Below are 25,636 nucleotides of genomic sequence, written 5' to 3' on the forward strand. Positions count from 1 at the left end.
ACTTCGCAAAACATCACCACCCATGCTCGATATTGTTATTGAAGCCCGCAACGCCGCCATCTCCGAATCGATGAAAGTGAAGCGCATCCTGCCGTTCCGGTTGCGCCGCATGATCGGGCCTTTTATTTTTATGGATCATGCCGGCCCCGTTACCAATGTGCCCCCGCAGCCTTCCACGCTGGATGTGTTGCCGCATCCGCATATTGGGCTGTCCACGGTCAGTTATCTTTTTGGCGGGCAGGTTACCCACCGCGATAGCCTGGGCGTAGAACAGATCATCAGGCCCGGCGAAGTAAACTGGATGACGGCTGGCCGCGGCATTGCCCACTCCGAGCGGTTTGAAGACCCGGCGGCGCTGGCTGGCGGCACGCTGGAAATGATCCAAACCTGGGTGGCCCTGCCCGAAAAAGACGAAGAAGCAGCGCCATCGTTCGCCAACTATAAACCCGAACAACTGCCGGTGTTTACCGATACCGGTGTGTGGATGCGGCTGATTGCCGGCACAGCATATGGCTTGAGCAATGGTGTGCAAACGGCTTCGCCACTGTTTTACCTGCACGTGGTGCTGGAGCCCGGTGCCCGTTTTGGCCTGCCGCAAGAGCATGCCGAGCGGGGCTTTTATATTGCCAAGGGCAGTGTGGAAATTGGTGGCATTACATATAACGCGGGGCAAATGCTGGTGTTTACCAAAGGCGTTGACCCGCTGATTAAAGCACAGGAACACACTACGCTGATGCTGCTGGGCGGCGAGCCGCTGGGCGAACGTTTTATCTGGTGGAATTTTGTTTCGTCCCGCAAGGAGCGGATTGAACAGGCCAAGGAAGACTGGAAACAGGGACGCATTATTTTACCACCCAACGACGACCACGAGTTTATACCGCTGCCCGATGATAAGTCACGTCCGGCGGGCAGTGCGCCGCGGCCCGAGCCGCTGTCGTAGTATGGTTTAGAGAAAGCGGGTTTGCCTATTCCGTTGAATACATTTCTGAAGTAAGTTATTGTCATGCCGAACTTGTTTCGGCATCCCCTTCTGTTAGTTAGAGTTAATGAGGTAGGAGGAGATGCCGAATGGAATTCGGTAGGACAGCCTACGGTGAATTTATGTTTTCGAACCTACACTCATTGACATGTAAAAGCATACCCCTCCCAAAAGCACAAAACCCAAAGGATGTGATCCCCTGGGCCTTGCGCTAAAAAACAACACACATAAGAAAATTTATATTGCCTGGCTGAACACCGGCTTGGGCGGTGCCTCCAGTTGCCTTTGTAAATACAGGTCGAAGGCGCTGCACACATTGCGGATAAACTGGCGGCCCTGCGCCGTTAACGCCACGCCTTTTTCATCCCATTCTACCAGTCCGTCTTCGGCAAATGCTTCCAGTTTTGGAAAGCTGTACTGCTGCAACACGGTCAGGTCTTTGGGCTCAAAATGCGTTACTCCACGGCAGCTGATGTCCAGGATATATTTGCGGAACGAGCGGTCCTCGGCGCTGAGCTGGTAGCCTTTTTTAATGGCCAGCCTGCCGGCATTAATCGCTGCGTAATAGTCGTGCAGGGTTTTTTCGTTTTGGGCATAAGTGGTGCCAATGTCCGAAATGGAAGAAACACCGAGGCCCAACAGCAGGCCGGTTTGCTGCGTGGTATAGCCCATGAAATTGCGGTGCAATTTTCCGCTGTTCCAGCTTTTATACAACTCGTCGTGCGGCAGGGCAAAATGATCCATGCCAATATCGGTATAGCCGGCAGCCGTCAGCAGCTCTTTGCCTTTCAGGTACAGCTGCACTTTCAGTTCGGCAGGCGGCAGGTGGCTTTCATCAAACAGGCGCTGCGCCTTGCTGGTCCAGGGCACATGGGCATACGAGTAAAACGCGATGCGGTCGGGGCGTAGCGAAATGGTTTGCTCAATGGTGCGTTCAATACTGGCCAGGGTTTGCAGCGGCAGGCCGTAAATCAGGTCGAAGTTGACCGAAGTGAATCCAATTTCGCGGGCCATTGCAGTGGCCTTTGCCACATTTTCAAAAGGCTGTATGCGGTTGATCACCCGCTGTACTTCGGGGTCGTTGTCCTGCACGCCATACGAAATGCGGCGGAAGCCTGCTTTGTACAACACCTGCAGGTGCTGGCGGGTAGTATTATTGGGGTGCCCTTCCACGCTAAACTCGCGGCCCGGGTGCACAATGCTGTCTTTGAGCAAAATGCGCATGATCCGGTCGAGGTTTTGCGGCGAAAAAAAAGTGGGGGTACCGCCGCCCAGGTGAATTTCACGGATCACCGGCGTTTGCTTGATCAGCTTGCGGTACAGTTTCCACTCTTTTTCAATGGCGGCAATGTAGTCGTCCTCCACCTTGTGATTGGTGGTTATTTTTTTGTTGCAACCGCAATAAGTGCACAGCGATTCGCAAAAGGGCAGGTGCAGGTACAGCGAAATACCCGAGGTATGGTTCTGCTCATCGAACCGTTGCCGGAAAGCTTCCTTCCAGGCGTCGGCATCCAATTGCTCATCCCATACCGGCACGGTTGGATACGAGGTGTATCGCGGCACCGGCTGGTTGTATTTGCGAATTAATAATGGATTGATCTCTGAAGGTAGCATGCCACAAAACTACCGTCCGTTTGTGCCCCCGGGGGTGACGCATGTTATCTTTTGGTAAGATAATCGTCAAGCCAAAAAATAAGCAGGTTCAGCAGGGGCCAATGCAGCTAAAATGCAGTTTCAGAGAAAGTTGCTCATTTTGCTGAAAACCGCTGCCGGTGAGGGTTTCGGCTTTTATTTAGTTGTAAAATAAAAAAGGCAGGCCCCCAGTTTGTAGCAACAAAATCCGGTGGCCTGCCCTTAATATTTTTTAGCACAAAAATTACTCCTTGTGCACTGCAGCTTACAGCTTCACAACAGTGGCATACAACACCACGTCGTTAAAATCGTGGTCACAATCTTCGCGGGTACGGTCCATGTCTTCAAAGCCAACCAGCACTTTGTTTTCCGCCGGGTAGTTGATGAGCACGGTGTGCTTTTTCAGGTTCGGGTCCACTTCGGGGTTCAAAATATCATTGGCGCAAAAATGCACTGCGTCTTTATTGATGGTTTTTGTGGTGGGGTTCCATGCATTTTGCATCAGCACAAAACCAACTGAAGTACCCGGCTCAAAGCGGCCAATTTTTACCTTGTCGCCCGACTGCAACGGTGTTTGGTAACCGGCATTGGGGAAAATGTAGGTAATGTCCTTTATATCCTTGGGGCTTTTGGGCGGCTGGTTGCTGGGGTAGGTGTAAAATGCAATAGTGTTGTAGTTGGAAATGGTACCATGGCTCACAAAAGTGAGGAAGATGTCGGACTGCTGCGTTACCGCGATGTCTTCAAAAGATTTGCTCTTGAGCAGTTCGGGGTTGGAGGTGCGCATGTCCTTGTTTTCGGGCAGCGAGCCGGTGATCAGGTTGCTTACGGCCGGCGAAATCTGGTCTTTGGGCAACAGGTTGTCGGGTTTGCCTTTGTCGTCGTGTCCACCCAGGCTTTTGTACGTGGTGGAGGTAAACTGAACGGGGCGGGTTACGGCATTGTCTTCTTTTTCGCAGGCAGTCAGCACAAAAATCGCAGCACACAATGAGAGCAGGTTAGTCGCTTTCATAAATAGGGGGTGTTTTTTTTACAATAAAAATGAATGAGCTCAGATCAGTGCGGCAAGGTAATGCGTTATATGAAACAATTACCTGATACAGCACAGGTGGTTTTGGTTATAGGAAGTGGGGCTGGCTTTGAAGGGATATGGGGCTTAGCAAATGGGATGGACTAACCTTCCCGCTAAAAGTTTAAAAGGGAAGGCCAAAAGCCCTCCCTTTTTTATGCGATATAATTGAGGAGCGGCTTTACAGATGAGCTGCAAAATCTTTGCCACCCCGGCAACTGGGTTTATAAATGCTTAGTACAACAGGTTTTTAAGCTTGTTGGTATCGCTCACCACGATCTTTCCGTTGCGGATATCGATCAGTTTTTCCGATTTAAAATCCGACAGCGTACGGATCAGCGATTCGGTGGCGGTACCTACATACTGGGCAATTTCTTCCCGCGAAATTTCGATGGGGTTGATGGGAGTAGCGGGGTTGGTATTGGTGCCTGCAGCATTGAACTTGCCGTTGATGTCCACCAGCGCTTTGGCCACCCTTTTGCGCAGCGAAGAATAAGCCAGGCTCAGCAGGCGTTCCTCTTTTTCCTTTACGTTTTGGGTAATGATGCGGATAAACTTGGCGGCAATGTTTACATCGCTGTAGATCATCGAAAGGAAGTCTTCCCGCGGAATCTGCATCAGTTCGGCGTCTTCAATCACAATGGCGGTATCGTCGTAGTTCTTGTCTTCAATCAGGGCACTGTAGCCTACAAAATCGCCGGCGCTGTACAGGTCGGTAATGTATTCCTTGCCGTCTTCATGGGTTTTGTATGCTTTTACCTTGCCGCTTACGAGGTAGTACAAAAAGCGGGGCCGCTTGCCTTCGGCATAGAGGTTTTGCTTTTTGGCATATTGCTCCACGGCGTATTGCTCCGAAAGCTGCTTCAGCATGCCGGTGTCCTTAATGTCCCGCACAAACTGGGTCAAACCCTGTGGCGTGGGTGCATATTTGGTTTCCAGCACGTCCACCTTTTTCAGGCGCACCTCAATGGCATTGAGCAGTTCAATATCTTCAAATGGCTTGGTCACATAGTCGTCGGCGCCCATTTCCATGCCTTTCCGGAAATCGCTCCGTTCGGTTTTAGCCGTCAGGAAAATAAAAGGAATGTTCTGGGTGTCGGGGTTTTTGCGCAGCAGGTGCAGCACACCGTATCCGTCCAGTTCGGGCATCATGATGTCACAAACGATCAGCGATGGTTTTTCCCGCACCGCTACATCCACGCCCTGTTTGCCGTTGGCTGCCGTAAGTGTTCGGTAGCCGGCCAGGTCCAGGATCTCTGCGGTATTTTCCCTGAGGTCGTTGTTGTCATCAATTACCAAAATAGTCTTTGCCATCAGCGTTGTGGTTTATAGGAAAAGTCAGGGTAATAGTTGTGCCCTGGTTTAATATACTCTGCAAATGTAGCGTACCCTGCAACATATCGGCGTAGCGTTTCACAATATGGAGCCCCAGGCCGGTGCCCTGGATGTTGAGGGCATTTTTGCCGCGGAAAAATGTGGTGAACAGGTGTTTCTGGTCTTCTTCCGAAATGCCGATGCCGCGGTCGGTAACCGATATCCTTGCTTCGCCGGCCGCCACATTGCTGCGCACCATTACGGTGGCGTTGGCGTCGGAAAATTTAAGCGCATTGGAAATCAGGTTGATCAGGATGTTTTTTAGCAACTTGCGGTCGCTTTCCACATCGTTAGGTCCATCGTGGTGGTACTCAATGTGCTGGCCTTCTTTCAGCAGGCCCTTCATGTCTTCCACGGTTTCGCCAATGGCGTCGCTGAGGTGAAACGGCAGGAACACGGCGCCGATTTTTCCTTCGTCGAGCTTGCCCAGCGACAGGAAATCTTCCAGCAGGTCGTTGAGGTGCTTTACCGAATCGCGGATGCGGTTGATGTGCTTGTCGCGGTTGGGTTGCTGCTCCGAGGTGGTGTATTTTGCCAAAAGCGAAGCCGACGACAGCACCGCGCTGAGCGGCGTACGAAACTCGTGGGAAGCCATTGATACAAAACGGCCCTTGATCTCGTTGAGCTGGCGTTCTTTGTCCAGCGCTTCGCTCAGTTCTTCCTGCGACTGCTCGAGGCGCTGCAGGGCTTCTTTTAAAATAACGGTGCGTTCTTCCACCTTGGCTTCCAGCTCGGCGTTGAGGCGGCGAATGTCGTTGGTTACTTTTTCCAGTTGCTGCTGCTGCTTCAGCATGCTTTGCTCAATTTCCTTGCGGTGGGTAATGTCCACAATAAAAGCAATCACATATTGCTCGTTTTGCTGCTTGTAGGCACTGAGGCTTACCTCCACTGGAAACGAGCTGCCGTCCTGCTTTTGTCCATACAGGTCGCGGCCCGAGCCCATGGTGCGGTTTTGCGGTTCCTGGTAAAAACCTTCGCGCAGCTGCGAGTGGCCTGCGCGGTAGCGTTTGGGCAGCAGCACCTCCACGGGTTTGCCCAACAGCTCTTTGGGCTCGTAGGCAAACATGCGCAGCGCCGATGGGTTGGCCAGGATAATCAGGCCCCGGTTGTCGGTTACCAAAATGCCTTCGGTGGCATTTTCAAAAAGCGATGTCATGTGCGATTTATCGAACTGCATGCGCCGGATCAGGGATTTAATGTATAAAACAATAAGGGTGGTGAACAACACCAGCACCAGCATAAAATAAAACTCCATCCACACCCGTGTGATGTCGATATGGTCCTGGTTAAAAGCCATAAAAGCCAGCAGCACCGCGCAGCTAACTACAGCGGCAACGATGGTGGCACCTTTCGATTGCACAAAAACGGACAGGAAAATAACCACCAAGAGGCCACTCAGTGTAATGGTATAACCGGGATAAAAATAGCTGAGGGCAATGGTGCCTGCAAAAACAAGCAGTGCATACACCGTTGCCTGCCTGCTGGATAGTTGTGGCATGCTGTATCCTGAAAATTTTCAGTGGTCCGATGGGTTGCCAACGGGCAATCGTTCCGGTGGTTGAATCAGTTTCTGTGGGCGAATTTATTCTAATTTCCGCTAACCGGGGCTTTAGGGTTAAGCGCAAAGGTGCTGGTTGCTCTGCCAGGTATGGAAAAGCTTGGCCTCGTAGTTTTTGTTTTAACCCAAATAACAACACTGCGTTTAATAAACGGGCAGTAGATGCAGTGGGGTTGAACAGATCGTTTGAAAGGAAATGTACCGCGTTAGTGCAGTCAATTAAAGATGGTGTAAAAAAGCGCCGGTGCTACCAACACCCACAGCGGGATCAGGATCCATATGCGGCCTTGCGTAATGTCGTAGTCGGCGGCAATCTGGCGCCAGCTTTTGCCCTGTTTTAATCCCATGCCGGTTTCCAGCAGCAGCGTCACCACCAGCCACAACAGGCCTACCAGCCAGGCTTTACTTATATTTTCAGGCGGAAATTTTTGGATGGCCCAGCCGATGTACAGCGCAAAAAATAAGATGAGGGTAATGGTGGAAAGGCGGTGTGCCGATGCTTCGCCCAGGCGTTTTTTATAACCCAGGTCGCGGAGTGCGCCGTTGCCAATGGCGATGAATAACATGGGAAACCAGAGGAGGAAGTAGGTAAGCATATAATTGCTTTAATGCAGTGAACCGTTATTCCATTCTATCGGCGATTAATTCGATTACACGAGTTTGATCATAAATACTTTTCGTTCAAGGAGAGGCCGAATGGAGTTCGGCGTGACAGCTTCCTAAGTTGTAGATTTTATCCAGTGTATTAAAAAGACCTTACACCTCCAACAGCTCCCGTTCCATTTGCAGCACCCTCGGATAAAGCAAATTATTTTCCAGGTGCTTGTGCACTTTCAGGTTGTCGTCCAGCTCTTTAAACTTCTGGTAAATCACCTGCTGGCTCACACAACTGTCCGGGCTGAAATAGTACCCGTTGGTAACGGTGCGCAGGTGCGACTGGAGCGCTGCAATGCGTTTATGGTCGGCCGCTACCTGCTGGCCCAGCGGCCGGCCCAGTGCCCGCACAAACAAGGAGCCATACGTTTCCCTGCGTTTATGGGTGCTGATGATTTGTTTGAGGTAGGGGAAAATGGAATCTTCCTCCTGCTGGTTGTGGTCGGCCAGTTCGGCGGCCAGGTCGTTGAACACGTCTTCTACTTCGCGGAGCTGCGGAAAAGTTTGGCGGTGGTTGTGCACAAAACCCCGCAGCATGTTGCGCAGCAGGGGCAGTTCGCGTTTGAGGTAGGCGTGGTGCACATGCACCAGGTAGTCCACCAAAAAATCCAGCGGCCAATCGGCGGCGGCCTTTATCTCCGGCGACAATAAATTGTCGGCCAGCAAATCCAGTTCCTGCTGCACCACCTGCGGGTCGGCACCGTTCTGGGCACAGGCATCGGCCAGCGGCACGTTGCCGCTGCAGCAATAATCAATGCCCCATTTTTTAAAAACATCCGCCGCACGGTAGTCTTTCCGCACTATGGCCGATACGGTGGGTATGTCAAGCATCGTGTTCGTCATGGTTCGTAATTTTTTGAAGCAGGCCATCCAATTCTTCGGTGGCAATGCTTCGGATAAATGCTTCGCGGTCGCCAATCATCAGGTCCGAAACCAGGGTGCCCATCATCATGTGCTGCAGGTTGTTTTTAATATCCATTACCTGGTGGTGCAGCGGGCAGGGGTTAACGGCATTGCAGGCATGCAGCCGCAGCACACAATTATTAAAGGTACCCAGCCCATCGGTTAGTTCAATCAGCTTCAGCAGCGGGGTTTGCAGCGTGGCCGCCGCCAGCGCAAAGCCGCCATACGGGCCTTTTACCGATTGCAGCAAACCTTCCTTTACCATGCGGTTGAGGATCTTGCCCAAAAAATGCCGGGGCACGCCCAGTTTTTCGGATATCTCATCCACCTGCACCCGCCGCCCCTCCGACTGTGCCAACGCTACATATAAAATGCCCCGCAAGGCGTAACCAAATGATTTGGAAAATAGCATGGTGTTTTCGTTTCTGTGGCTTGCCGGCCTGCTGTATACTTTTTAAATAAAACAGCAGGTTTGGCCTGCCGCGTTGTGTTTATCAAAGGCTTTTTATTAAAAAAAAAAATCCGCCCAAGATAAGGCTCGAAACTACCGATGCCGTGTTTTTCATGGCATGATCAAAGTCAACAATTTCGTTGACAACCCTCACCGAACAGGGCAGGGGCGCGGGGTTACTTTTGAGCATTAAAAGACATTGACGTCTTTTTTAAAAGTCGCACCACCAAACATGAACAAAACAAGATTTTCCAGAGGAGCCTTATTTACCGCCCTGGCAGCAGCTATCCTGCTCTGGGCCTGTGGCAGCAACAATGCCGCACCAGCCGACGACACCGCTGCCGCCACCGAAACAGAAACACCAGCCGCTTCGGGTTTTGCCATTGAAGAAGTGCAGGTAAACAGCCCGCTCAATGCGGAGTGGGTGGCCGCCGGCAAAAGCATGTACGAAATGAAATGCCAGAGCTGCCACAAGCTGACCGACGAAAAACTGGTAGGCCCCGGCTGGAAAGACATCACCAAACGCCGCACACCAGGCTGGATTGTAGCCATGACCACCAACCCCGACGAAATGCTGCAAAAAGACCCTGATGCGCAAAAGCTGCTGGAGGAATGCCTGGTGAAAATGCCCAACCAGAATGTGTCGAAAGAAGAAGCCATGCAATTGCTGGAGTTTATGCGCCAGAACGATGGCGCCAAGTAACGCATGAGCTTAGATAAATTTTTAAATAATACCTTTCAAATACAAGCGAAAGCTGTACAAAAAGTTCAATCAAATTTTTCCCACACAAACAAAGTTCAAATATGAAACGCTTCACATCACGATTGTTCCTTGCCACTGCGGCTGCGGCAACCCTTGCGGGCGGCCTGCATAGCTGTAAACCAAAAGGCGGGGCTACATCAACAGCCAGCGCCGATGCAGCTTCCAAAGTGTATGTTGCACCGGGCAAATACGACGAATTTTATAATGTTGTTTCCGGCGGCTTCAATGGCCAGATCGGCATCTACGGCATTCCTTCGGGCCGCCTGCTGCGCATTGTTCCCGTGTTTTCGGTAAGCACCGAAAGCGGCTATGGCTTTTCCGAAGAAACCAAACCGCTGCTCAATACATCGCACGGCGAAGTGCCCTGGGATGACCTGCACCACATAGCCTTGTCGCAAACCAATGGCGAGCACGATGGCCGCTGGGCATTTGCCAACGGCAACAACACACCGCGCCTGGCCCGTATCGACCTTTCCACTTTCCGCACCTCGGAAATCCTGGAAATCCCCAACAGCGCCGGCAACCACGCCTCTCCGTTTATTACCCAAAACTCGGAGTACATCGTAGCCGCCACCCGTTTCAGCGTGCCGCTGGATGACCAGAATGGCGACGTGCCCATCAACACGTACAAAGACAATTTCAAAGGATCCATTTCCTTTGTTTCCATCAACCAGCAGTCGGGTGAAATGAACATTGCGTTCCAGATCCGCACTCCGGGACTCAACTTCGACCTGTCGCGGGCCGGTAAAGGCAAATCGCATGGCTGGTTCTTCTTTAGCTGCTACAACTCCGAAAAAGCCAACACCCTGCTGGAAGTAAACGCTTCGGCCCGGGACAAAGACTTTGTGATGGCAGTAAACTGGAAAAAAGCAGAGGAGTATGTAAAAGCCGGCCGTGCTAAAAAACAGGCGGTGAACTATGCACACAATGTGTACGACGAAAACACCCACACTGCTACTTCAACCATGAAGAAAGAAGTGCTGGTGCTGGATCCCACCGAGTTTCCCGACCTGCTCTACATGATCCCATGCCCCAAGAGCCCGCACGGAACCGACACCGATCCTACCGGCGAGTACATTGTAGCTTCGGGTAAACTGGCCGCTACCATCCCTGTATTTTCTTTTACCAAAATGCAGGAAGCCATTGCCAACAAATCTTTCGAAGGCAACTACGACGGCATCCCCGTGTTGAAATACGACGCAGTGCTGCATGGCGAGGTTCAGAAACCAGGCCTCGGACCTTTGCACACCGAGTTTGACGGCCGCGGTAATGCCTACACTTCGATGTTCGTTTCGTCGGAGATTGTAAAATGGGACATCAAAACCCTGAAAGTGCTGGACCGCGTTCCTACTTACTATTCTATTGGTCACCTGTCGGTACCGGGCGGCCCCACCACCAAGCCTCACGGCAAATACATGGTAGCGTATAACAAAATTACCAAAGACCGTTACCTGCCCACCGGCCCCGAACTGACCCAAAGCGCACAGCTGTACGACATCAGCGGTGAAAAAATGAAGCTCCTGCTTGATTTCCCCACCACCGGTGAGCCACACTATGCCGAAGCACTTCCGGCCGCTTTAATCAAAGACAAACAACGGAAAATTTTCAAAATCGAAGAAAACACCCATCCGTTTGCAGCCAAAGGCGAAGGGCAGGCCAAAGTGGAGCGCAAAGGCAACCAGGTGCATGTGTGGATGACCGCTATCCGTTCGCACCTCACGCCGGATAACATTGAAGGCATTAAAGTGGGCGACGAGGTTTATTTCCACGTAACCAATCTGGAGCAGGATTGGGATGTGCCCCATGGCTTTGCCATCAAAGGCGCCAACACTGCGGAGATTTTGGTAATGCCCGGCGAAACACAAACCCTGAAGTGGAAAGCAGAAAAAGTGGGCATCTTCCCATTCTATTGCACCGACTTCTGCTCGGCACTGCACCAGGAAATGCAAGGCTACCTGAGGGTATCGCCTGCGGGCTCCAGCGTGGCGCTGCACTTCAGCACCGGCACCAACAAAGCCGCCCCTGCCGATACATCAGCAGTTAAACCTTAAATAAAATAAGAGTCCGGAAAGACGGTAAAGACCAAACAGCATATTTAGCAAAAAGTAAAATCTTTTACCACTTGCCGGACTCTATTTCCTAACATCAACTTGCCAAAACAAATGATTATGAAACGCATTGTTCACCTTGCTTTTACCGCACTGATCGCCGCAAGTATTTCGGCCTGTGGCAACGGTGCTGCCGAAACGGCAACAGCATCAGACAATACCGAAGCTGCATCCCTCGGCGGGCAGTCGGCGGTGCAGGACGATGAATCGGCAAAAGACGTGGTGAAAGTTGCCGCGGCATCGCCCGACCACACAACGCTGGTGGCCGCTGTAAAGCAGGCCGAACTAGTAGATGTGCTGAGCAACGCCGGACCTTTTACCGTGTTTGCCCCCACCAATGCTGCATTTGATAAAGTGCCCAAAGCAACGCTGGATGCACTGATGAAAGATGATAAAAAAGCAGACCTGCAAGACATACTCCAATACCATGTGTATGTAGGCATCATCAAACCCGAAATGCTGCAGGACGGCCAAACCCTGAACCAGGTGAATGGCGGCAATATTACTGTTTCGAAAAAAGACGGCAAGACCGTGATCAACGGCACTGCAACAGTGGTTGCATCGGTGCCTGCATCGAATGGAATCATTCATGTAATCGACGGCGTGCTGTTGCCCCAATAGTCCGAAAGTCCGAAGTCTGAAGACCGAAGTCGGAAGAAAGTTCTGGTTAATCTTCTTCGGACTTCGGACATCGGTCTTCCAACTTTCTAAAACGATTCGATATGAACAAGATCAGCCCCTTCAACCGTATGGCATTGGTAGCAGCGTCGCTGTTGCTGATCCTGACTTATTTTTTACCCGTTTGGGAAATTACCCTCATGGCCCCGCAATATCCCGAAGGGCTGAGCATGCAGATCTGGTTGAACCAGCTTACCGGCCAGGTGGAGATCATCAATGGCCTCAACCACTACATCGGCATGAAGCATATTAAAGTGGAAATGTTTCCCGAGTTTACCTACCTCGTTTACGTGGTAGGCGCATTTATTGTACTGGGATTGCTGGTAGCCGCACTGGGCCGCCTTAAAGCCCTGCTGGCTTACGTTATTTTATTGCTGGCCGGCGGCGTGGCAGCCATGGTCGATTTCTGGATGTGGGGATACGATTACGGCCACAACCTCGATCCAACGGCAGCCATACAGGTGCCCGGTTTTAGCTATCAGCCACCACTCATCGGCCATAAAAAACTGCTGAATTTCGACGCTTATTCCTATCCCGATTCGGGCGGTTGGGTGATTGTGGTAGCAGGTTTGATCTTTATTACCGTGCTGGTGCTGGAATGGCGCCGCGGAAAAAAATTAAAAACATCACCGATGCTGAAAGGAACCGTTGCTTCAACCAAAAGTTTTGCAGCGCTGCTGATGCTGGCCTTTGTGTTGTCGGCCTGCCAAAGCGGCCCGCAGCCGTTTGCCATTGGCAAAGACGGTTGTCATTTTTGCAAAATGACCCTTATGACCGCACAGTTTGGCGGCGAGGTCATCACCAAAAAAGGCAAGGTGTTTAAGTTTGATGATCTGCATTGCATGAAAGGATTTTTAAAAGCCGGCGACGTGCCGCAATCCGACATTGCGCAGGTGCTCACCACCGATTACGCCAACAAAGACCAATTCGTTTCAGTGGAAGCGGCCCACTTTGTTCAGGGTGGTGCATTGCGCAGCCCAATGGGCAGCAACACTGCTGGTTTTGCCACTAAAGAAGCGGCCGATGCGGCTGCGACACAAAGCGGCGGCAAAGCGGTTGACTGGAACGGCCTCCAATAATTTTTCGGCATGAAAGTACTCCTGACCATATTATTTTTTGCACTGGGCATACAGGCACAAAGCCGCACACTTACCGTGGGCAAAGGCCAGCAATATGCCATCATCAGGCAGGCGGTGGCAGCAGCAGCTGCCGGCGATACGGTGCTGGTAAAAAACGGGCTGTATTATATCAATAACATTGTGGTGACCAAGCCGCTCACCATTATTGGCGAAGGCTGGCCGCTGCTGCATGGCGATGATAAATACGAGATCTTTACCCTCAGTGGTGACCGCATTACGGTAAAAGGTTTTCAGTTCACCAACTCGGGCTATTCGGCCATGAACGATTATGCAGCCATCAAGGTGATCGATGCCACCAATGTAACCATCGAAGGCAACCGCTTTTTCAAAACATATTTCGGGGTGCACGTGGCCAACACGCGGCATTCAACCGTTCGGGGCAATTACTTTTTTGGCTTAACCAAAACAGAAAATACCACCGGCAACGGCATACATCTGTGGAAGTGCAACAACATGCTGGTAGAAGGCAACGAAGTGCATGGTCACCGCGATGGTATTTACTTTGAATTTGTAAGCCACTCGCTGATCCGTAAAAATAAGAGCGAAGGCAACCTGCGCTACGGCCTGCACTTTATGTTCTCCAACGACGATACTTATATATCCAATACGTTTCAAAACAACGGTGCCGGTGTAGCTGTGATGTATTCGAAAAAAGTAACGATGCTGCACAACCGGTTTATCAACAACTGGGGCCCTGCGGCATATGGCCTGCTGCTGAAAGACATCAACGACAGCCGCATTGAAGGCAACCGTTTTTTTAAAAACACCGTAGGCATACTGATGGAAGGTACCAGCCGCATACAGGCCACCAGCAACAGTTTTGAAGAAAACGGCTGGGCCGCAAAAGTATCGGCCAGCTGTATGGACAATGCATTTAACCGCAACAATTTTCACCGCAATACATTCGACATCAGCACCAACGGGTCGCTGGTGCTGAACGACTTTAACCAGAACTACTGGGATAAATACGAAGGCTACGACCGTAACCGCGATGGCGTGGGCGATGTGCCCTATCATCCTGTAAGTATGTATGCCGCCATCATTGAAACAAACCCCAATGCACTGATGCTGCTGCGTTCGTTTATGGTGGCGCTATTGGAAAAAGCTGAGAAGGCTTTGCCTAGCCTCACACCTGAAAACTTAAGGGATGAACGGCCACTTTTAAAAGCATTGAAGTTGTAGCACAATTCAGTAAAAAATTAAAAATAAAAGGCAAAAAAGCACCAGGATGAAACACCAGGTTTTTGACTTTTGACATAAAAAATGAAACGACATGATCACGATTGAGCATATCACCAAAAAGTTTAAAAAGCTGCATGCGCTGGACGATGTTTCTGCGGCTTTTCGCAAAGGCCAGGTAGTGTCGCTTGTGGGCCCCAATGGTTCGGGTAAAACAACACTCATCAAATCGATACTGGGTATTGTACAGCCCGATGCGGGCCAGATCTATTTCAACAGTAAACCCATACAAAGCGAAGTAGCTTACCGCGATAAAATTGGCTATATGCCGCAGATTGGGCGCTACCCCGATAACATGACCATCGGGCAGGTGATTTCGATGATCAAAAACATACGCAACCATGGCACCCGCAAGCTGGATGAAGAGTTGATTGAGCAATACGGCATGCATGCGTTGATGGAAAAAAACATGCGGTCGCTATCGGGTGGTACGCGGCAAAAAGTAAGTGCCGTGCTGGCGTTTCTGTTCGATCCCGAAGTGCTGATTCTCGATGAGCCCACTGCAGGCCTCGACCCGCTGGCTTCCGAAATTTTAAAGGAAAAAATCATGCGGGAAAAGGAAAAAGGAAAACTGATCCTGATCACCAGCCATATACTTGCTGACCTGGATGAACTAACTACCGACGTGATGTATTTGCAGGATGGTAAGCTACGCCTGTATCAATCCATTGGAAAACTAAAAGAACTGACCGGCGAGGAACGTTTGGGCCGCGCCATTGCATCGGTAATGAAAAGTGGTTATGTGCAGCCGACCGAGCAGTCGGGTGCAATTGTAAAATCAATGGAGGTGCGTTATGCTTAAACTATCGCGTTATGTGCTGCACGATATTTTGCGCAGCAAAGTAGTGATTGCCTATACTTTGTTTTTGCTGGCAGTGGCGGTTACGCTGTTTCGCATGGAAGACAACACCAGTAAAGCGGTGATGAGCCTGACCAATATTGTGCTGATTGTAGTGCCGCTGGTAAGCATGGTGTTTGCCACCATTCACTATTACAATTCATACGAGTTTATTGAACTGATGTTGTCGCAGCCGGTGAGCCGGTCGCGCATTTTAATGAGTGAATATTTCGGCACTGCGTTTTCGATGGCCACTGCTTTCCTTGCAGGTGTGGGTATCCCGGTGCTCTTGTTTCAGCCCGATGCGGTAGGCATGGCGCTGCTGCTAACCGGTGTGTTGCTTACGTTTATATTCACATCGCTGGCTTTTTTGGCTTCTGTGTTGGCCCGCGATAAAGCCCGGGGCATCGGCATTGCGCTGATGCTGTGGTTTTATTTTGCGTTGATCTACGATGGGTTGGTGCTGAGCATCCTGTTTGCTTTTTCCGACTATCCACTGGAAAGTTTGACACTAGCCTTGTCATCGCTCAACCCGGTGGATCTGGGCCGCATTTTCCTGATGTTGAAAATGGACATCAGTGCCTTGATGGGATATACCGGTGCTACTTATAAAGACTTTTTTGGTTCGTCTGTTGGTGCGTTGTATACCATTGGCATCATGGTAGTGTGGGCCATTATTCCCATGCTGCTTGCAGTGCGGGTGTTTAAGAAAAAAGACCTATGATTATTGCGATAGGAGATATACAATAAGAAAAAGATAAAAGGCGATAGATAAACAGCCAGACGACGTGTAGCGCTGCCGAAGGCCACTGAGAAAAATGCAAACGGGGTGCATACATTCAAAATGTATGCACCCCGTTTTTTTATAGAGAAATTCGGGAGGTAAATTTTAAACAGCCAAACAGTGGTCTTTTTTTGTAAAAAAATAAACAACCGTTATGGCGTACAAAACTCCTGATTTCAGGAACCTAAGAAATCGTCGTTAGCTTTTGCCGTCGTTGTTGCGCATGAATTCCAGGATAGCCCTTGCGTCCTCATCAGAGAGGTTTTGGTTGGGCATGCGCACCAGGCACTCTTCCAGCATTTTTTGTGCAGCAGGGTCCTTTTGCAGCATCTCATCCACGTTGGTGGAAAAGTTCATGATCCATTCCGGAGTTCGGCGGTCGGTAACGCCTTTCCAGCCCGGGCCCACCATTTTTTCATCGGTGAGTTTGTGGCAGCTCTGGCATTTCATTTCATACACGGCCTTGCCGCTGGCTACCATTTTTTGATCGAGGGGGTGGGTAAGCTCCACGTTTTGAAACTTGCCGATGCCTTTATCACTGGCAGTTGCATCTGCTGTAGTGGGTGCTGCATCGGTAGTTGTAGGCGTTGTGGCAGTGGCATCGTTGTCTGTTGTGCTTGCTGCATTATTGCTGTCGTTGCCGCAACCAATACCAATAACAACAGCAACTGCCATTGCGATGGGAATGAGTTTGTTGAGTTTCATGATCATGAATTTGATGAGTGAGTAAATATATATGAGGCTTGTTCTGAGGCTTATCCTAAAGTTAAGCGCAATAGTTTATACAAAAATGAGTAGATCGCATTTTCGGTTATGGGTGCTGGTGAGTCGTATCTGTTGTATCGCCCCTGATTATTGCAGCGTCCGGCACAATAGCCGAATCGTTGACAATGGTCATTGAATCAGGTATGGCTTCCGAAGGCGGCTGTGTGCCGGAAGGATCTTCCAGCCTGGCTCCGGAATCGTTGCCACATGCGGCAAACATCATTGCCACCACTACAATGAATAAAAACCGTTTCATGCATACAGGCCTCCAAAAGCGGTGCCATAATGCTTTGTGTTTTTGCTGCATGTACACCGCGTTGTTTGCTTTGGTTGTGCAAAAAAAATAGCATGCATTTATTCAATATGCAATACTGCGTGCATCAGTGTTGCAACGCATTTTTTATAACCTGCAAAAACGCATCTTTTTATAACAAAAGGGCAAGGTATCTTAGAACAAATATTTACTGTTGCCGCTGCAGTTGTTACAACAATTTATTGCGCCCATTCATCCACTCAAAAGCGAAGAGCTCGACGCATTTTTGGCGCAATGGGAGCCCCTTTCCTGTAAGCGCAAAGTGGTACTCACCGCATCCGGCACCACCGAACGCCATCTTTATTTTGTGCTGGACGGCGTGCAGCGCTGTTATTGCATTACGCCCCAAGGTGCCGAAGCCACGCTGGTATTTACCTACCCCTATTCCTTTTCCGGCGTAGCCGATTCTTTTTTAACGCAAACGCCCACCCAGTATGTGTTTGAAACCTTAACGGCCAGCCGGTTTTTGCGCACCACCTACGGCCAAATGGAGCGGTTGATGCAATATTACCCCAATGTGCAAACGCTTTTCTTTAAAACAACGGCGCTGGCTTTTAAAGGCCTGCTGGAGCGGCAGGCAGAGCTGCAATATTTTAGCGCCGAGGACAAGTTCCGGCGCCTGTTGCAACGCAGCCCGCATGTGTTGCAACTTATTCCACACAAATACCTGGCGTCGTATCTCGGCATCGATCCCGCAACATTCAGCAAGCTGCTGGGCTCGGTACGTATTTAAGCTCAAGCTTACAACTGCCACTTGATGGCCGTTTCCTCCGCCACATTGATGCGGCAAATTGCCGGAAACATTCTTTTTTTTATTGGTTAAGTCGGCAGATTGGGGTGTTGCGCCACAGGCGTGGGTGCGGGCAAAGATTTTGCAAAACCATTTCAAATAGTTTTCAAAAAGCCATTTGTATGAAAAAGTTTAAAAGCGAAGACCTTATCCATAAACTCCAGGAAGACGTACGCCAGATCATTGCCGCCGCAGAGCATTTCCGCGGCATCGACAAAATAAAGCTCAATTACCCGCCGGCCGAGGGCTCGTGGAGCGTGGTGCAGGTGCTGGAGCACCTCAATATGTACAACCGCCACTACCTGCCCGAGATCGAAAAATCGGTGGCCATTATTCCAAAGGAGTGGAGCTCCTGGTTTGTCCCGGGTTTCTTTGGCGATTATTTTACCCGCCTGATGCTACCCGGCAACGTGTACGAAGTAAAGAACAAAATGAAGGCGCCCAAGGGCTACCGCCCCGAGAAAACGCTGAACAGCGAGGCCGTGCTGGACGAATTTATCCAACACCAGAACAAGCTCCTCCAACTGTTGGAAATATCGCGGAAACGCAACCTCAACGAGATCCGGATCCCGATCACGATTTCTAAACTGGTGAAATTAAAATTGGGCGATACGTTCCGGTTTTTGGTGGCACACGAGCAGCGCCATATGCTGCAGGCCCGCAATGCTTTGAAAACCTTGGGCATTTCTACCAGCCAGTTCCCGGTGCTGATGTCGGGCATGGCGCTGGCCGGCCGATAATAGTAAGACCTGTATATTTTTGATGCAGGGTGTTGTGCCGTTGGCACGGTGCCCTGCATTTTTTTATAAATAACAAATAGGGAAGAGCATTGCTTACAGGAGATACACATCCAGCAGCCCTTCGGGTAGCTCCACCACCACGCGGCGGCCTTTGTGGTCGATGCGCAGCAGGGTGCTTTCGTTGAGCGGGATAAATGCTTCTTTTTCCTGGATGCTGAGGCGGCAAATTACCTGGTGCGGCTGCTCAATGACTTCGAGGATGGTGCCCAGCGGCTGCTTGTTTTCTTCAATGGTGTAGCCCAGCAGGTTGATGGGTGCCGTTTTTGCCGAAAACTTTTTGAAATCTTCCTCCTTTAGCCACACTTCTTTTTGCGCCAGCTTCACAGCTGCTTCGCGGGTGTCCACATCCTGCACTTTCACATAAGTTTCTTCCTCGCTTTTGGCGCGGGCCGTTTCAATAAAATAAGGGATAAACGAGTTGGCCCGCTCTTCAATAAAAAATGCGGAAAGGCCTTTCAGCGCCGTTTTTTTTCCCAGGCTGTGTTTCAGGATCAGTTCGCCTTTAAGGCCAAATATGGAAACCAGTTTTCCAATTTTAAAATAATCGGTCATTGCAGGAGGATAAAGTTTAAATCGGACAGCTAAGTTCCGGCCGGGGTGTTGATTTTTAACTGATTAAAGTTAGCAGCGGCGCAAACATGGGCGGTATGCGCCATAAAAAAAAGGTGGTTTTGCACCGGGCAAAACCACCTTAATACATTCAAGCAGGCAGGTTTGTTATCCTTCTTGACCTTCGCTGGCGCGGGGCGCTGGGCGCTCCTGACGGCGATAGGGTGGATTTCTGCGGGCTCTTCTTTCTTGCATGGCCTGCTGCTGGCGCTTTTGAATCTGGGCTTCGTGCTCAAGGTGCCACGACTGGAATTTCTCCATAGCGGTAGCATCATCAAACAGACCCAGTTTCACTCCGCGCAACAGGTGCTTCAGGTACAGTACGCCTTTTTGAGATAAAATCTTCCGTACGGTGTCGGTAGGCTGAGCGCCTTTGTGCAGCCATTCCAGCGACTTTTGACGGTCGAGCTGAACGGTAGCGGGGCTGGTCAGGGGATTGTAAGTACCGAGTTTTTGGATGAATTTACCATCGCGTGGGGCGCGGGCATCTGCCACAACAATGAAATAGAACGGGCGCTTCTTAGACCCGTGCCTTTGCAGTCGGATTTTAACTGGCATCTTAAATAGACATTTAAATGCGTGAATGATAAGGTTAACGGCGCAAAAGTAAGGCCGTCTGACAATATAGACAAACCGGAGGGGATTTTACGGAAAAATTTAAGAACTGCCGGCTATAAAAAGCGCTGGCTGAACAATCGGTAAAACCGGGGTGGCAAACGATCCATTTTTTGCATGATTTCTAATCAGTTAGCACAGCAGCAAGATTAAGGCAGCGCATTTTACCCAAATAAAAAGCCCCGCGCAACGGCTGTTGGCGGGGCTTAAAATGGGTGTGTGCGGCCACTATCTTTTCATGCCGGGCATCATGCGGCCCATTGGCATTTTGTTCATCATTTTCATCATTTCCCGCATTTGCTCAAACTGTTTCATAAAGGCATTTACTTCCGAAATGTCCTTGCCGGAGCCTTTGGCAATGCGTTTGCGGCGGCTGCCGTCAATTTTGTCGGGGTTGGCCCGCTCCATGGGCGTCATGGAATTGATAATGGCCTCGATGCCTTTAAATGCGTCGTCGGAAATATCAATGTCCTTGATGGCTTTGCCTACACCGGGAATCATCGCCATCAGGTCTTTCAGGTTACCCATCCGCTTGATCTGCTCCAGTTGCTGTTTGAAATCGGCAAAATCGAACTGGTTTTTGCGGATCTTTTTTTCCAGCTTTTTGGCCTGCTCTTCGTCGAACTGCGCCTGGGCTTTTTCTACCAGCGTAGTAATATCGCCCATCCCCAGGATCCGCTGTGCCATCCGCTCGGGGTAAAACACATCGAGGGTATCCAGCTTTTCGCCACTCGATATAAACTTGATGGGCTTATCAACGGTGTATTTAATGGAAAGCGCCGCACCGCCGCGGGTATCGCCATCGAGCTTGGTGAGCACCACTCCGCTAAAATCGAGGCGGTCGTTAAAGGCCTTGGCAGTGTTTACCGCATCCTGGCCGGTCATGCTGTCCACCACAAACAGGATTTCCTGCGGGGCCACAGCAGCCTTGATATTAGCCACTTCGGTCATCATCGCTTCGTCTACCGCCAGGCGGCCTGCAGTATCGATGATCACCACGTTTTTGTTTTTAGCGCGGGCTTCGCGAATGGCATTTTGTGCAATCTCCACCGGGTTTTTATTTTCCGGTTCCAAGTGCACGTCTACGCCAATTTGCTCGCCCAGCACACGAAGCTGCTCCATAGCCGCAGGGCGGTACACGTCGGCAGCCACCAGGATGGGAGACAGCTTTTTTTGCTTTTTCAGGAAATTAGCCAGCTTGCCGCTAAAGGTGGTTTTACCCGAACCCTGCAGGCCGGCAATCAGGATGACTGCCGGTGCGCCTTTGGAATTGAATTCGGCTGCTTCGCCACCCATCAGGGATACCAGTTCGTCCTTTACGATCTTCACCATCAGCTGGCTGGGCGAAATGGCGTTGATCACTTTTTCGCCGAGGGCTTCGTCTTTTATTTTGTCGGTAAATTCCTTGGCAATCTTAAAGTTTACGTCGGCGTCCACCAGGGCCCGGCGAATTTCTTTAACCGTGGCCGCTACGTTCAGCTCGGTGATTTTTCCTTCACCTTTCAGGTTTTTAAAGGCACCTTCCAGCCGGTCGCTTAATGATTCGAACATAGTATGAGTAGTGCTTTGAATTATGTTTTTTGAACCACAAAGACACCAAGGAACAAAAGGCACACAAAGTATTTCTTGGTGCATCTTGTTTGTCTTTGTGCCTTTGTGGTTCTATTTCAGGGCAATAAAAAAGTGAATAGAGCCTATTCACTTGTACAAGTTGCAAATATAAGAAGATTGGCAAACCTGAAGTTTGCTCTGTTTTGCAGCCAATAATAAATAATCCAATAATCAATAATGCCCCAAGCTATCAACTGTCAACACCCAACTAGTTCCCACCCAGGTATGGCCGGAGCGCTTTGGTGCGGCTGTTGGCTTTGAGTTTGGTGATGGCTTTGTCTTTGATCTGCCGAACCCGTTCGCGGGTGAGGTTGAATTTTTCACCAATGTCTTCCAGGCTCAGCGGGTGGTCAACCCCGATGCCGAAAAAGTAGCAGATCACATCTTTCTGGCGTTCCGTAAGGGTTTGCAGCGACCGGTTGATCTCGATCCGCAACGACTGTTTGTATTCCAGCTCGTTGTCGGTTTTTTCGGCGTTGGTATTTTCCAGCACATCCAGCAGGGTGCTTTCTTCACCTTCCGAAAGGGGCGTATCCATACTTACATGTCGGGCATTGATGCCCAGGCTGGAGGCCACTTCCTCGAGGTCCATGTTCAGCAGGTCGGCCAGTTCTTCGGCGGAAGGCTCCCGTTCAAATTCCTGTTCCAGTTGCGAAAACGCTTTCTGGATGCGGTTGGTGAGGCCCACTTTGTTGAGCGGCAGCCGCACAATACGGGCCTGCTCGGCCAGAGCCTGCAAAATAGATTGGCGGATCCACCAAACTGCGTAGGAGATGAATTTAAACCCGCGGGTTTCGTCAAAGCGTTGAGCGGCTTTGATCAGGCCAAGGTTTCCTTCGTTGATGAGATCGGGGAGGGAAAGGCCCTGGTTCTGGTACTGTTTGGCAACAGACACTACAAAGCGCAAGTTGGCTTTGGTGAGGCGGTTGAGGGCTTGCTGATCGCCCTGTTTGATGAGTGTGGCGAGGCGTACCTCTTCTTCTGGTGAAACAAGGTCCACTTTGCCAATTTCCTGAAGGTATTTTTCCAGGCTTTGAGATTCACGATTGGTGATTGACTTCGTGATCTTCAGTTGACGCATGCTCATAGGATGGCATTTAAGATGGTTATTTGAGGTTGCAGTTCAGGTCCGTCTTGGCTAAGGGATCCCAAATGTTCCATCACATTTCCGGGTGCATCAGTTCGTAGGTTGTGTGTTCGTTTGTCCAAATTAAGAAAACCTGCAATGTGAAAAAAAATTATTTTAAGATTCCTTTTACATTTTTTGAAAAAGGCTTAAATACGTTTCTATCGGCAGGTAGGAAAAAATTTTGGTGGTTGAATTATTTTCCTGTTATTGCACCCCCCGACAAGCTTAATTAGCGCAAATGAGTAAAAAGCAACTCTATACATTAGAATACCCGGTTCGCTGTTCTCCTGCAATCCTGTACGAGTTCCTGTCTACGGCCAGCGGCCTGCAGGAGTGGTTTGCCGATAAGGTAGATGAGCGGGACGGGCAGTTTATTTTTTCGTGGAATGGCTCTTCGGAAATTGCCGAAGTGGTGGAAAGCGAAGAGGACCGTTTTGTGCGGTATCACTGGACGCATGCCCCGAAGGAAGAATACTTTGAGTTCCGCATCGAAAAATCGGAAGTAACCAACCAGACCATTTTGGTGATCAAAGATTTTGCGGAAAAAAAAGAAATCAAAGACCAGAGCATGCTTTGGGATTATCAGGTGAAAGACCTGTTTCACCGCCTGGGTAGCAACTAAGCGCCCCGCACTGTTCCAGCAAAAAGCACCAGCTTTCCCATAAATTATTTGCTGCATGAGGCCAGCTTTGAAGCGGCCACCATGCAGCAATTTTTATATGCGGCCGGCTATGCACCAGTTCTGCAAAGCCCGTTGCTGTAAATGCCTTGACCGGCTGGTAATTGCCGCCATCGAAATGATGTGCCCACGGATCGGGACCCGTTTGTACAAAATAGCCGCGCTGGGCCAGTTGTGGATAACTTTCAGAAATGCGGTTTGCCAGCTCATTTTTCCAAACCCCCGAAAGGTGCAGGGTGCTGCTGAAAAAACGGCCCCACCAGAAAAATGTGCGGATGGCAAAAATGTCTTCCTGTCCAAACAGCCTTGGGTAATCGAGCATCAGGTAGGGAAGGCCGCCATAGTTTTCGCCGCGGGCAATTTTGGGCGGTACAGTGGCAAATGGTGCCGCCACCTGCACCCCTTGCATTTGGTGTTGCAGCCCTGCCAGCAGCGCCTTTGCTTTTTCCATAATACGGTTCTTCGTTAAAATCAGTTCCGCATCGTATACCAACGCCATCTCGGCAGCCGAAAGCTGTATTTTTGCCTCCTCCATAAACGGAAATTAAGTGGATTAATTTGAACCACTAAGACACAAAGGCCACGAAGCAACACAAAGAAGATTGCTTCGTGTACCGTTCCTGTCTTGGTGTATTGGTGGTTCAAAAGAAAAAATTACGCAGGTGCTGAAAAAGCTGGATAAACTCATTATAAAAGCCTTTATCGGCCCGTTTGTGGCCACGTTCTTCATCACGCTGCTGGTGCTGGTGATGCAGTTTTTCTGGCTGTATATCGACGATTTTGTGGGCAAAGGCCTGGGTGCCGGTGTCATTGCCGAATTTATTTGGTACCAAAGTGCGGTGCTGGTGCCGCTGGCCCTGCCACTGGCGGTATTGCTGTCTTCGCTCATGACCTTTGGCAACCTGGGCGAAACCTACGAACTGGTGGCCATCAAATCGGCAGGCATATCGCTGCTGCGGTTTATGCGGCCTCTTTTTTTTGTAACGCTGACCATTTGTTTCATCGCGTTTCTTTTTTCCAACTACATCATTCCCGTAGCCAATCTCAAAAGCCGCACCCTGCTGGCTGATATCGTTTATGCAAAACCGTCATTCGACATCAAGGAAGGCGTTTTTTACGATAAGATTTCGGGCTTCGCCATCAAGATCGGTAAAAAAGAACCGAACGACAGCGTAATCCGCGACATCATTATTTACGAACAGGCCGGTGCCAGTTTGCAGGACAACTTTATCATTGCCGAAGACGGCGTGATGCGGATTTCGGACAACAAACGGTACCTGGAATTTATTTTAAAAAACGGCTGGCGCTACCAGGAGCGGGGCAACACCACGCAGGCCAACACCGAATTTGTGCGGCTTGGATTTGACCAATATACCAAGCAGTTCGACCTCAGTTCGTTCCAGTTTCAGCGCACCTCCGACAGTGTCAACAAAAACAACCAGCGGATGCTGAGCATGCGCCAGTTGGGCGTGGCCATTGATTCGATCCGCAAAGACGCCAACAACTTTGCGCCGCAGGTGCGCCGCGATGTGTTGTCGTCGGCCGAGTTTCGTGCACACCTCGATAGCAATTGGGCGATCGCAGGAAAAGTGCCCGCAGTAAAATCGTTTAGCGAAATACTGCCCGACTCGATGCAACAAATGGTGCGGCAACGCAGCCAGGGCATTGTGCAGGCGCTTAAAAGCAACGGCGAGCTGGTGGTAACGCAATACAACGACCGTCAACGCGACCTGCGCAAATACCAGATTGAATGGCACCGCAAAATTTCGCTTTCGCTGGCCTGCCTCGTGCTGTTTTTAATTGGTGCGCCACTGGGTTCCATTATTCGCAAAGGCGGCCTGGGCAGTCCCATGGTATTTTCCATCATCTTTTTCATGGTGTTTTATTTCCTGGGCACCTCCGGCGAAAAATTGTCCCGGGCGGGCTCGCTGCATCCGTTCAACGGCATGTGGCTTTCGTCGTATGTGCTGGTGCCCATCGGGCTGTTTTTAACGGTAAAAGCAGTGAACGACTCGCAGCTGTTCAACCGCGAATTTTACCAGCGGGCATGGAGCCGCTTTAAAGCAAGGCGGGCAGGCAAAACTGCAAAGCCCGCATAATTCCAATACCCGGTTTTTAGAATTGTATGCGGCTGCGCCGCAGTTTTGCACGCAAAT

The 25,636-nt window shown here is 50.3% G+C and carries 26 protein-coding genes; 12 read left to right on the top strand and 14 right to left on the bottom strand.

The window, feature by feature from the left end:
• The first annotated feature begins 22 nt into the window (after positions 1-22).
• On the top strand, positions 23-940 hold the full coding sequence (locus DRJ53_RS14420) for a pirin family protein (RefSeq protein WP_114236358.1): 918 nt from the start codon (positions 23-25) through the stop codon (positions 938-940).
• Between the two features lie 276 nt (positions 941-1,216).
• Here DRJ53_RS14420 and hemN read toward each other — a convergent pair whose 3' ends face one another.
• From hemN to DRJ53_RS14455, 7 genes are all read right to left on the bottom strand, one after another.
• The gene (hemN, locus tag DRJ53_RS14425; RefSeq protein WP_114236359.1) at positions 1,217-2,593 is read right to left on the bottom strand and encodes an oxygen-independent coproporphyrinogen III oxidase; all 1,377 of its coding nucleotides are present in this window, start codon (positions 2,591-2,593) and stop codon (positions 1,217-1,219) included.
• A 283-nt stretch (positions 2,594-2,876) separates the two neighbouring features.
• Positions 2,877-3,623, bottom strand: coding sequence for a DUF4114 domain-containing protein (locus tag DRJ53_RS14430; protein ID WP_114236360.1), 747 nt, complete (start codon positions 3,621-3,623; stop codon positions 2,877-2,879).
• 291 nt (positions 3,624-3,914) lie between these two features.
• On the bottom strand, positions 3,915-4,994 hold the full coding sequence (locus DRJ53_RS14435) for a response regulator (RefSeq protein WP_114236361.1): 1,080 nt from the start codon (positions 4,992-4,994) through the stop codon (positions 3,915-3,917).
• Positions 4,969-6,552 (bottom strand): sensor histidine kinase, encoded by a 1,584-nt coding sequence (locus DRJ53_RS14440; protein ID WP_240040687.1) that lies wholly within the window; start codon positions 6,550-6,552, stop codon positions 4,969-4,971. Before DRJ53_RS14440 ends, DRJ53_RS14435 begins: the two co-directional genes overlap by 26 nt.
• A gap of 275 nt (positions 6,553-6,827) precedes the next feature.
• Positions 6,828-7,208 carry a hypothetical protein gene (locus tag DRJ53_RS14445; protein WP_114236362.1) on the bottom strand — a complete coding sequence of 127 codons (381 nt, stop codon included), beginning with the start codon at positions 7,206-7,208 and terminating at the stop codon, positions 6,828-6,830.
• A gap of 160 nt (positions 7,209-7,368) precedes the next feature.
• Complete coding sequence (locus tag DRJ53_RS14450; protein ID WP_162303882.1) at positions 7,369-8,109, bottom strand: DUF542 domain-containing protein; 741 nt, start codon at positions 8,107-8,109, stop codon at positions 7,369-7,371.
• A complete protein-coding gene (locus DRJ53_RS14455) occupies positions 8,090-8,581 on the bottom strand; it encodes an RrF2 family transcriptional regulator (protein ID WP_114236364.1) in 492 nt (163 codons plus the stop codon). Before DRJ53_RS14455 ends, DRJ53_RS14450 begins: the two co-directional genes overlap by 20 nt.
• Positions 8,582-8,852: 271 nt before the next feature.
• Here DRJ53_RS14455 and DRJ53_RS14460 point away from each other — a divergent pair, with 271 nt between their 5' ends.
• From DRJ53_RS14460 to DRJ53_RS14490, 7 genes are all read left to right on the top strand, one after another.
• Positions 8,853-9,323 (top strand): c-type cytochrome, encoded by a 471-nt coding sequence (locus tag DRJ53_RS14460; protein ID WP_114236365.1) that lies wholly within the window; start codon positions 8,853-8,855, stop codon positions 9,321-9,323.
• Between the two features lie 101 nt (positions 9,324-9,424).
• Positions 9,425-11,434, top strand: a complete 2,010-nt coding sequence (gene nosZ, locus DRJ53_RS14465; RefSeq protein WP_114236366.1) for a Sec-dependent nitrous-oxide reductase — start codon at positions 9,425-9,427, stop codon at positions 11,432-11,434.
• A gap of 117 nt (positions 11,435-11,551) precedes the next feature.
• Positions 11,552-12,112, top strand: a complete 561-nt coding sequence (locus tag DRJ53_RS14470; RefSeq protein WP_114236420.1) for a fasciclin domain-containing protein — start codon at positions 11,552-11,554, stop codon at positions 12,110-12,112.
• 101 nt (positions 12,113-12,213) lie between these two features.
• A complete protein-coding gene (locus DRJ53_RS14475) occupies positions 12,214-13,248 on the top strand; it encodes a nitrous oxide reductase accessory protein NosL (protein WP_114236367.1) in 1,035 nt (344 codons plus the stop codon).
• A gap of 9 nt (positions 13,249-13,257) precedes the next feature.
• Positions 13,258-14,490: a nitrous oxide reductase family maturation protein NosD gene (nosD, locus tag DRJ53_RS14480; RefSeq protein WP_114236368.1), complete on the top strand. Its 1,233-nt coding sequence runs from the start codon at positions 13,258-13,260 to the stop codon at positions 14,488-14,490.
• Positions 14,491-14,581: 91 nt separating this feature from the next.
• Positions 14,582-15,349: an ABC transporter ATP-binding protein gene (locus tag DRJ53_RS14485; protein WP_114236369.1), complete on the top strand. Its 768-nt coding sequence runs from the start codon at positions 14,582-14,584 to the stop codon at positions 15,347-15,349.
• Positions 15,342-16,109 (top strand): ABC transporter permease subunit, encoded by a 768-nt coding sequence (locus DRJ53_RS14490; protein ID WP_114236370.1) that lies wholly within the window; start codon positions 15,342-15,344, stop codon positions 16,107-16,109. Before DRJ53_RS14485 ends, DRJ53_RS14490 begins: the two co-directional genes overlap by 8 nt.
• A 258-nt stretch (positions 16,110-16,367) precedes the next feature.
• On the opposite strand, the gene DRJ53_RS14495 is transcribed toward DRJ53_RS14490, so the two are convergent.
• Together DRJ53_RS14495 and DRJ53_RS21145 are read right to left on the bottom strand one after the other, a co-directional pair.
• Positions 16,368-16,874 (bottom strand): c-type cytochrome, encoded by a 507-nt coding sequence (locus tag DRJ53_RS14495; protein WP_241558560.1) that lies wholly within the window; start codon positions 16,872-16,874, stop codon positions 16,368-16,370.
• Positions 16,875-16,980: 106 nt separating this feature from the next.
• On the bottom strand, positions 16,981-17,241 hold the full coding sequence (locus DRJ53_RS21145) for a hypothetical protein (RefSeq protein ID WP_123893584.1): 261 nt from the start codon (positions 17,239-17,241) through the stop codon (positions 16,981-16,983).
• Between the two features lie 160 nt (positions 17,242-17,401).
• Between DRJ53_RS21145 and DRJ53_RS14505 the strand changes: the two genes are divergently transcribed.
• A complete protein-coding gene (locus DRJ53_RS14505) occupies positions 17,402-17,980 on the top strand; it encodes a Crp/Fnr family transcriptional regulator (RefSeq protein ID WP_114236372.1) in 579 nt (192 codons plus the stop codon).
• Positions 17,981-18,159: 179 nt separating this feature from the next.
• Entirely contained in the window at positions 18,160-18,777 is a 618-nt protein-coding gene (locus DRJ53_RS14510) for a DinB family protein (RefSeq protein WP_114236373.1), read from the top strand.
• Positions 18,778-18,870: 93 nt separating this feature from the next.
• Here the strand turns inward: DRJ53_RS14510 and DRJ53_RS14515 are convergent, their stop codons facing one another.
• The 4 genes from DRJ53_RS14515 to DRJ53_RS14530 all read right to left on the bottom strand — a co-directional run bounded on the left by DRJ53_RS14515 (position 18,871) and on the right by DRJ53_RS14530 (position 22,759).
• Positions 18,871-19,389: a ribosome maturation factor RimM gene (locus tag DRJ53_RS14515; protein WP_114236374.1), complete on the bottom strand. Its 519-nt coding sequence runs from the start codon at positions 19,387-19,389 to the stop codon at positions 18,871-18,873.
• A 165-nt stretch (positions 19,390-19,554) separates the two neighbouring features.
• Positions 19,555-20,004: a 30S ribosomal protein S16 gene (gene rpsP / locus DRJ53_RS21835; RefSeq protein ID WP_114236375.1), complete on the bottom strand. Its 450-nt coding sequence runs from the start codon at positions 20,002-20,004 to the stop codon at positions 19,555-19,557.
• A gap of 285 nt (positions 20,005-20,289) precedes the next feature.
• Positions 20,290-21,612: a signal recognition particle protein gene (ffh, locus tag DRJ53_RS14525; protein ID WP_114236376.1), complete on the bottom strand. Its 1,323-nt coding sequence runs from the start codon at positions 21,610-21,612 to the stop codon at positions 20,290-20,292.
• Positions 21,613-21,880: 268 nt separating this feature from the next.
• Complete coding sequence (locus DRJ53_RS14530; RefSeq protein ID WP_206609796.1) at positions 21,881-22,759, bottom strand: sigma-70 family RNA polymerase sigma factor; 879 nt, start codon at positions 22,757-22,759, stop codon at positions 21,881-21,883.
• Positions 22,760-23,039: 280 nt separating this feature from the next.
• Here DRJ53_RS14530 and DRJ53_RS14535 point away from each other — a divergent pair, with 280 nt between their 5' ends.
• Positions 23,040-23,423 carry an START-like domain-containing protein gene (locus DRJ53_RS14535; protein ID WP_114236377.1) on the top strand — a complete coding sequence of 128 codons (384 nt, stop codon included), beginning with the start codon at positions 23,040-23,042 and terminating at the stop codon, positions 23,421-23,423.
• Here DRJ53_RS14535 and DRJ53_RS14540 read toward each other — a convergent pair.
• Complete coding sequence (locus tag DRJ53_RS14540) at positions 23,356-24,015, bottom strand: hypothetical protein (RefSeq protein WP_114236378.1); 660 nt, start codon at positions 24,013-24,015, stop codon at positions 23,356-23,358. The two genes, DRJ53_RS14535 and DRJ53_RS14540, sit on opposite strands and share 68 nt — an antisense overlap.
• 67 nt (positions 24,016-24,082) lie before the next feature.
• Here DRJ53_RS14540 and DRJ53_RS14545 point away from each other — a divergent pair, with 67 nt between their 5' ends.
• On the top strand, positions 24,083-25,579 hold the full coding sequence (locus DRJ53_RS14545; RefSeq protein ID WP_241558561.1) for an LptF/LptG family permease: 1,497 nt from the start codon (positions 24,083-24,085) through the stop codon (positions 25,577-25,579).
• Positions 25,580-25,636 lie beyond the last annotated feature (57 nt).

This window comes from Paracnuella aquatica (assembly GCF_003332885.2).
Taxonomy (GTDB): domain Bacteria; phylum Bacteroidota; class Bacteroidia; order Chitinophagales; family Chitinophagaceae; genus Flavisolibacter; species Flavisolibacter aquaticus.